Below are 8,322 nucleotides of genomic sequence, written 5' to 3' on the forward strand. Positions count from 1 at the left end.
CGCGTGGCGCGCACCGCGGTCACCAACCACATCCGCCGCCTGCGCCAGGAGCGCACCGGCATGACCCAGGAGGCACTCGCGCAGGCCTGCAGGGTCACCCGGCAGACCATCATCGCGCTCGAGGCCGGCCGCTATGCCCCCTCGCTGGAACTGGCCTTCCGCATCGCGCATGCGCTGGGCACGCCGCTGGACGAGGTATTCGAGTGGGACGCCACGCCACCGGGATGAGCCGGGGCCAGGACCTTTCGGCATTGTCGCGGCTCCGGAGGCCGGCGTAGTCTGGCCTGATCGTTCCGCGATCGGCCCGCCCGCGCGCGGGATCCCCCCGCACCGCGAGCCACGCCACCGATGAACCCGTCGCACACCGCATCAAGCCGCCCGTCGCGCAGCCTGTTCCGCACCAAGTCCATCGAGCAGACCATCGCCGACGCCGCCGAACCGGGGCGCCAGCTCAAGCGCACGCTCAGCGCCTGGGACCTGATGATCCTCGGCGTGGCGGTGGCGGTCGGGGCCGGCATCTTCTCGGTGGGCGCGCGTGCGGCGGGCAGCTTCGCCGGTCCTGCCGTCACCATGTCCTTCCTGCTCGCCGCGCTGGCCTGCGCGCTCGCGATCATGTGCTACGCCGAGTTCGCCTCCAGCATCCCGGTCGCCGGCAGCGCCTATACCTATACCTACGCCACGCTGGGCGAGTTCATCGCCTGGATCATCGGCTGGGACCTGATCCTCGAGCTGCTCACCGCGGGTGCGGTGATCGCGAAGTACTGGGGCATCTACCTCGCGATGGTGTTCGAGCTGTTCGACGTGCACATCCCGACGACGATCGCGGTGCTCGGCATCAGCGTCGACTGGGGGCCGATCCTGATCGTCGGCGTGTTCACCTGCCTGCTGATCCTGGGCACCAAAATGTCGGCGCGGGTCAACAACGTGTTCACCCTGATCAAGGTGGGCATCGTGGTGTTCGTGATCGTGGTCGGGCTGACCTATTTCGATGCCGCCAACCTCACGCCGTTCGTACCACCGCCGGAGCCCGCCGTCGGCGGCGACGCCGAGGCCTGGTCGCAGTCGCTGCTGTCCTGGATGACAGGCGCCGAGCCGGCGCGCTACGGCGTGGCCGGGGTGCTGTCGGGCGCGGCGCTGGTCTTCTTCGCCTTCATCGGCTTCGACGTGGTCGCGACCTCGGCCGAAGAGGTCAAGGATCCCCAGCGCACGCTGCCGCTGGGCATCTTCGGCGGCCTGGCGCTGGTGACCCTGCTGTATCTCGGCGTGGCGGTGGCACTGACCGGCATGGTGCCGTACACGGTGCTGGCGGCGGCGGACAACCCGTCGCTGGCCACGGCCTTCGTCGCGGTTGGCGCGGACTGGGCCGCCCAGGTGATCTCGGTGGGGATCCTCGCCGGTCTGACCACGGTGATCATGGTGCTGCTGATGGGCCTGTCGCGGGTACTGCTGGCGATCAGCCGCGATGGGCTGCTGCCGCGCTGGCTCAGCGTCACGTCGGAGACCCGCAAGACCCCCGTGCGCCTGCAGCTGGTCAGCGGCGCCGCGGTGGCGCTCCTGGCCGGCTTCACCCAGGTCGAAATCCTGGAGGAGATGATCAACATCGGCACGCTGTCGGCCTTCGTGCTGGTGAGCCTCGCGGTGGTGGTGCTGCGGCGCACGCGGCCGGACCTGCCGCGGGCGTTCCGGGTGCCGTGGTCGCCGCTGCTGCCGATCGTCTCGGCGGTGCTGTGCTTCTACCTGATGCTCAACCTGACCACGCTCACCTGGGTGCGTTTCGCGGTCTGGCTGGCCATCGGCGCGGCGATCTATTTCGCCTACGGCCGGCGTCACGCGCGCGTCGGGCTGGCCACGGGCGAACGGGCATGAGCGCGGTCGCGATCCTCACGCCGGACCCGGCCACGGGCGATCACGCCGAGGTCTGGCCGCCGGTGCTCGCGCGCCTGCAGTCGGCGCTGGCGGCGCAGGGCATCCGCGCCGTCCCGGCGCCATGGAGCGCGCACGTGGAGGATGCCTCGGCACTGGACGGCTACGCGCAGGTGCTGCCACTCCTGGTCTGGAACTACCACGTCGACCACGCACGCTGGCTGCGCGCCTGCCGCACCTGGGCGCAGGCGGGCCTGCCGATGGCGAACCCGCCGTCGGTGCTGGCCTGGAACTCGGACAAGCGCTATCTGGACCGGCTGGCCGCGGCCGGTGTCGCGATCCCGCACACGGCGTGGACCCGCCGCTTGACACGGACCTTGCTGGAACAGGTGTTCGATGCGACCGGCGCGGACGAACTCATCGCCAAGCCCGCTGTTTCAGGAGGTGCCTGGAAGACCTGGCGCTTCGGTCGCGACGGCATCGACGCGCTGCTGGCACAGGCCGGAAGCGACGCGGATGACGATGCCGGTCGTGCCGGGGTTGCGGAAATCCTGGTGCAGCCGTTCCTGCCGACGATCCTGCAGCATGGCGAGACCTCGCTGCTGTATTTCGGTGGCCGGCTGTCCCACGCGGTGAACAAGCGCCCGACGCCCGGCGATTTCCGCGTGCAGGAGACCTTCGGTGGCCACTACACCGCACTCGCGCAGCCGCCAGCCGGCGCGCTCGCGCTGGCGGAGCAGGTCCTGGCCGCGATCGACGAGCCGCTGCTGTACGCGCGCATCGACATGGTTCCGGATGCGGACGGGCGCTGGCTGCTGATGGAGGCGGAGCTGATCGAGCCTGATTTCTATCTCGGCGTCGATCCGGGGCGTGGCGCGCTGTTCGCGCAGGCGCTGCGCGACAGGCTGGAGGCCTTGCCGGCGCCGCGCGCCGCAACGGGAGCCGTGGGAGCGGCCTCCGCGCCCTAGAGCGCAGCCACGCGGAAGCGGCGGCCCTTGATCCTGCCCTCGCGCAGGCGGGTGAGCGCCTGCGGCGCCTGGGCGCGGGCGATGGCGACGTAGGACCGCGTGGCCTGCACGTCGATCTTGCCGATGGCCTTGGCCGACAGGCCTGCATCGCCGGTCAGCGCGCCGAGGATGTCGCCGGGCCGCAGCTTGTCGCCCTTGCCGGCGTCGATGCGCAGCGTCGCCATCGCCGCCTTCGGCACGCCCTTGGGCCGTCCGTCCACCGGCTGCCCGCGTTCCCGCGGCAGGGTGCGGAACTGGTGGTCCTCGATCGCTTCCATGCGGCGCAGTTCGTCCGGCGTGCACAGGGTCAGCGCGAGGCCGCTCTTGCCGGCGCGCCCGGTGCGGCCGATGCGGTGCATGTAGGTGTCGGGATCCGAGGGCACGTCGTAGTTCACCACCGCGGCCAGGTCGTCGATGTCCAGGCCGCGCGCCGCGACGTCGCTGGCGACCAGCACGTTGCAGCTGCGGTTGGCGAAGCGCAGCAGGGTCTCGGCCCGGTCGCGTTGCTCCATGTCGCCATGCAGCGCCAGCGCGTCGAACCCGTAGTGCGCCAGCGAGCCGGCCACCTCGTCGACGTCCCGGCGCATGTTGCAGAACACCACGCAGGATTCCGGGCGGTGCTCGAGCAGCAGCGCCGCCAGGAGCGGTGCCTTGCGCGCGGGATCGGCGTCGATGATGCGCTGCTCGATCGCGGGCGCGTGGACGGCACCCTGGACGCTCACTTCGGCCGGATCGCGCAGCATCGCCTTGCCGAGGGCGCGGATCGCGTCGGGGAAGGTCGCCGAGAACAGCAGGCGCTGGCAGTCGCGCGGCACATGGCGCGCGATGTCGCGGATCTGGTCCTCGAAGCCCATGTCGAGCATGCGGTCGGCCTCGTCGAGCACGAAGCCGCGTACGCCCCGCAGGTCGAGCGCGCCCTGCGCGAGCAGTTCGAGGATGCGCCCGGGCGTGCCCACGACCATGTGCGGCGCGTGGGCCAGCGATGCCAGCTGCGGGGCCAGCGGGATGCCGCCGCAGAGCACGCTCAGCTTCACGTTGGGCACGCCCGTCGCCAGCCTGCGCAGTTGTCCGCCGACCTGGTCGGCGAGTTCGCGCGTGGGACACAGCACCAGGGCCTGGGTCTGCACGGCTGACGCATCCAGCCGGTGCAGCAGGCCGAGGCCGAAGGCGGCGGTCTTCCCACTGCCGGTGGGCGCCTGGGCGATCAGGTCGCGGCCCTCGAGGATCGGCGGCAGGGCCTGGGCCTGCACCGGCGTCATCGCGGTATAACCGAGCGCGTCGACGCCCTTGAGCAGGGCGTCGGTGAGCGGGAGGGTGGTGAAGGCGGGCGGCGTCATGGGATCCATGCCGCACATGATCGCAGCTACGCGCCGGCGGCGTATGGATCGTCCTTGATCGCCGGCGGAAAGCGACCGCGGTCAGCGGCGCTCGCGCGCCTCGTCGTCGCTGATCGTGTCGCTGCGCACGTCGTCGGCGAAGGAGCGGCCGTCCTGGTCGACGTCGCCGGGCTGGTCGTCGAGCGCGATGTCCAACAGGTCGGCGCCGTTGTCCACGCCGATGTTGTCCATCGCCGACGTGGCGCGGGGGTCCTTGAGCGCGGGGCCGCGGGTCTCCGGCAGGTCGGTGCCGTCATCCAGGCTGGACTCGTCGCTGGGTGCGGCAGGTCGGGTGGAATTGGACTTGGCCATCGGGATGCTCCGTCACGGGGGTGCCCACTCTGTGCCCGCGGGCGTCAACAGGACGGCAAGGGAGATGGCGGGCCGCTGCGCCGTCGAGAAGGCGACGGGGTCCGCAAGCGTATCGGCGCCGGATGCGGCCCGGGTCGCACGCAGTGAGACGCCGCTGGCCGAGCATCGCCCTCCGCCCAGCCGGAGCCCGCCTTGAACGCCAGTCCCAGTCCCGCCAGCGCCCTCGTCCTTCCCGGGCGCACCGCCGCCGCCAATGATCCGCAGGGCGGCAGCACGCTGGCCGCGAAGCTGGAGGCCAAGTATCCCGGACGCGTGACCGGCAGCCTCGTGGTGCCCGGGCAGGGCGGCGAGTACGCCCCGTTTCCGGACGACCTGCCCGAAGCGCTCGCGGCGGCCCTGCGCGCGCGCGGGATCGACCGCGTGTACAGCCACCAGGCCCGGGCCTGGGAGGCCACGCAGGCCGGGCGCCACCTGGTCGTCGCCACGCCGACCGCATCGGGCAAGTCGCTGTGCTACACGCTGCCGGTGGTCGGCAGCGCGCTGCGCGAACGCGGCAAGGCCCTGTACCTGTTCCCGACCAAGGCCCTGGCCCAGGACCAGGTGAGCGAGCTGCTCGAGCTCAACGCCGCCGGCGGGCTCGGCCTGCGCGCGGCGACCTTCGACGGCGACACCCCCGGCGATGCGCGGCGCGCGATCCGGGTCAGCGCGGACATCGTGGTCAGCAACCCGGACATGCTCCACCAGGGGATCCTGCCCCACCACACCAAGTGGGCGCAGTTCTTCGAGAACCTGCGCTACGTGGTGATCGACGAGGTGCACACCTACCGCGGGGTGTTCGGCAGCCACGTCGCCAACGTCATCCGCCGCCTGAAGCGGGTATGCGCGTTCTATGGCGCGTCGCCGACCTTCATCCTGTGCTCGGCGACCATCGGCAACGCCGGCGAACACGGGCGCGCCCTGATCGAGGCCGCGCAAGGCGAGGTCGACGTGATCGACCACAGCGGCGCGCCGCGCGGCGACCGCCACGTGCTGCTGTGGAACCCGCCGGTGGTGAACCCCGACCTGGGCATCCGCGCATCGGCCCGCTCGCAGTCCAACCGCATCGCCCGGCTGGCGATCCGCGCCGGGCTGAAGACGCTGGTGTTCTGCCAGTCGCGTTCAATGGTGGAAGTGCTGACGAAGTACCTGAAGGAGGTCTTCGACCACGACCCGCGCAAGCCGCGCCGCATCCGCGCCTATCGGGGCGGCTACCTGCCCACCGAGCGCCGCGCGGTGGAGCAGGACATGCGCGCCGGACGCATCGACGGCATCGTCAGCACTTCAGCGCTGGAGCTGGGCGTCGACATCGGCAGCCTCGACGTGGTGGTGCTCAACGGTTATCCGGGCAGCATCTCCGCCACCTGGCAGCGCTTCGGCCGCGCCGGACGGCGGCAGCAGCCCTCGCTGGGCGTGCTGGTGGCGAGTTCCGAGGCGCTGGACCAGTACGTCGTGCGGCATCCGGAGTTCTTTGCCGCGGCCAGCCCGGAGCACGCGCGCATCGAGCCCGACCAGCCGCTGATCCTCCTCGACCACATCCGCTGCGCGGCGTTCGAACTGCCGTTCCGCGATGGCGACGGCTTCGGCCCGGTCGAACCCGGTCCGTGGCTGGAGGTGCTGGCCGAAAGCGGCGTGCTGCACCACGAAGGCGAGCGCTGGGAATGGATCGCCGACAGCTACCCCGCGCAGGCGGTGAACCTGCGCTCGGTGGCCGACGGAAATTTCGTGGTCGTCGACCGCACCGACGGTCGCCAGCAGATCATCGCCGAGGTCGACTATTCGGCCGCCGCGCTCACGCTGTACGAAGGCGCGATCCACATGGTCCAGTCCGAGCCGTTCCAGGTCGAGCGTCTCGACTGGGAAGGCCGCAAGGCCTATGTGCGCCGCACCCGGGTCGACTACTACACCGACGCCATCGACTACACGAAGCTCAAGGTGCTCGACGACGCCGAGCAGGCGCCGGCGGGGCAGGGGGAGGCGCACATGGGCGAAGTGCACGTGGTGCGGCGTGTCTCCGGCTACAAGAAGATCCGTTTCCACACGCACGAGAACATCGGCTACGGCCCGGTGACCCTGCCCGACCAGGAGATGCATACCAGCGCGGTGTGGTGGCAGCTGCCGCAGTGCGTGCTCGAGGACGCGTTCGAACGGCGACACGAGGCGCTGGACGGCTTCCTGGGCGCGGCGCATGCGCTGCACCTGGTGGCGCAGGTGGCGGTGATGGCCGAGTCGCGCGACCTGCTGAAGGCGGTCGGCAGCGGCGACGGCGCCTGGTTCGCGGGCCGTGACGCGCGCGGTCGCGGCCAGCTCCGCGGCCCTGGCGAAGCGGCCTTCGCCCACGACGATGCCCATGCAGGGGAGGGCGGAACGCCGGTGCCCGGGGACGCGAACGCGATGCTGCTGGCGGGCCCCGGACGCTTCACGCCCACGCTCTACCTCTATGACAACTACCCGGGCGGCGTGGGCCTGTCGTCGCCGCTGTACGAGCGGCGCGCGGAACTGGTCGCGAGCGCGCGGGCGGTGGTGGCGGGCTGCGACTGCCGCGGTGGCTGCCCGGCCTGCGTGGGGCCGATCCTCGAGGCGGATGAACGCGCGTCGGCCACGCCACGCGCGCTGGCCCTGCGGGTGCTCGACCTGCTGGACGCGGCATGACTGCGCTGGCCAGCAAGCTGGCGGGGCTGCGACGGCAGGCCGGTGCGGTGGGCGAAGCAGCGGCGCAGCCGCGCGTGGAGGCGCCGAGGGCCGTCGTGGGTCCGCGGGCGGTTGGACCCGCTGTGCCCGCGGGGATGTCGCGGGAGGCGACCATCGCGCAGCTGCGCACGCTGCTGAAGATCCGCGCGCCGTCCATTCCGGCCGCGCCGCGCAGCATCGATCGTGCGCTGCCGGGCGACGAGATCGCGCACGGCCTGCGCTATCACGAGCAATGGGTGCCCTGGGCCGCCGCGGGCGACACGCTGCCCCTGGACGGCATCGGCCAGGCGCAGGTGGCGCGCGAGCATGTCCTGGCATTCGACACCGAGACGACCGGCCTTGCCGGCGGCACCGGCACGCGCGCGTTCATGATCGGCGCCGCCGACTGGCGCGGCGGCGGGCTACGGATCCGCCAGCTGTGCATCACCCGGCTCGCCGCCGAGGAAGCCATGCTGGACGCCTTCGCCGGCTGGCTTCAGCCGGACACGGTCCTGCTCAGCTACAACGGCAAGAGCTACGACCGTCCGCTGCTGTCGACGCGTTACCGGCTCGCGCGCATGGCCGATCCGCTCCCGGCGCTGCGCCACGTGGATCTGCTGCACCCGATGCGCCGCCGCTACCGCAGCGTGTGGCCCAACTGCCGCCTCGCTACCGCCGAGCGTGAATTGCTCGGCGTGCTGCGCGAGGACGACCTGCCGGGGGCGGAGGCACCAGGGGCCTGGCTGGCCTATCTGCGTGGCGGCAGCGCATCGAAGCTGCGCCGCGTCGGGCTGCACAACGCGCAGGACCTGCGCAGCCTGTGCGGCCTGCTCGAAGCCCTACAGGACAAGGCGGTTGAAGGCCTCCAGCTGTACGGAAGCCATCGATCAGAAATCGCGTCAACGGAAGGTGTTGACGTACGCGGATCCGACGCTAATATGTGCGGCTCCCCGGCGGACACGGCCAACACGGCGCGGCGGCGGGGGAGGCGGAAGTTTCCACCCACAGGGTGTTGACGGACGCGAAAGTCGCGCTACAATGTGCGGCTCACCCCGGCG

Annotated in this window: 7 protein-coding genes; 5 read left to right on the forward strand and 2 right to left on the reverse strand. The window is 71.5% G+C overall.

The window, feature by feature from the left end:
* Window positions 1-3 precede the first annotated feature (3 nt).
* From JG616_RS13625 to JG616_RS05655, 3 genes are all read left to right on the forward strand, one after another.
* Window positions 4-228: a helix-turn-helix transcriptional regulator gene (locus JG616_RS13625; protein ID WP_234446581.1), complete on the forward strand. Its 225-nt coding sequence runs from the start codon at window positions 4-6 to the stop codon at window positions 226-228.
* Between the two features lie 120 nt (window positions 229-348).
* Entirely contained in the window at window positions 349-1,866 is a 1,518-nt protein-coding gene (locus JG616_RS05650) for an amino acid permease (protein WP_199391911.1), read from the forward strand.
* Window positions 1,863-2,831 carry a hypothetical protein gene (locus tag JG616_RS05655; protein ID WP_199391912.1) on the forward strand — a complete coding sequence of 323 codons (969 nt, stop codon included), beginning with the start codon at window positions 1,863-1,865 and terminating at the stop codon, window positions 2,829-2,831. The genes JG616_RS05650 and JG616_RS05655 overlap by 4 nt, the downstream gene beginning before the upstream one ends.
* Here the strand turns inward: JG616_RS05655 and dbpA are convergent.
* The gene (gene dbpA, locus JG616_RS05660; protein WP_199360908.1) at window positions 2,828-4,207 is read right to left on the reverse strand and encodes an ATP-dependent RNA helicase DbpA; all 1,380 of its coding nucleotides are present in this window, start codon (window positions 4,205-4,207) and stop codon (window positions 2,828-2,830) included. The genes JG616_RS05655 and dbpA overlap by 4 nt on opposite strands.
* A gap of 81 nt (window positions 4,208-4,288) precedes the next feature.
* Complete coding sequence (locus tag JG616_RS05665; RefSeq protein WP_199360663.1) at window positions 4,289-4,558, reverse strand: hypothetical protein; 270 nt, start codon at window positions 4,556-4,558, stop codon at window positions 4,289-4,291.
* A gap of 192 nt (window positions 4,559-4,750) precedes the next feature.
* Between JG616_RS05665 and JG616_RS05670 the strand changes: the two genes are divergently transcribed.
* The gene (locus JG616_RS05670) at window positions 4,751-7,246 is read left to right on the forward strand and encodes a DEAD/DEAH box helicase (RefSeq protein WP_199391913.1); all 2,496 of its coding nucleotides are present in this window, start codon (window positions 4,751-4,753) and stop codon (window positions 7,244-7,246) included.
* The gene (locus JG616_RS05675; RefSeq protein WP_199391914.1) at window positions 7,243-8,280 is read left to right on the forward strand and encodes a ribonuclease H-like domain-containing protein; all 1,038 of its coding nucleotides are present in this window, start codon (window positions 7,243-7,245) and stop codon (window positions 8,278-8,280) included. Before JG616_RS05670 ends, JG616_RS05675 begins: the two co-directional genes overlap by 4 nt.
* Window positions 8,281-8,322 lie beyond the last annotated feature (42 nt).

This window comes from Luteimonas sp. MC1895 (genome assembly GCF_016457215.1).
GTDB lineage: Bacteria > Pseudomonadota > Gammaproteobacteria > Xanthomonadales > Xanthomonadaceae > Luteimonas.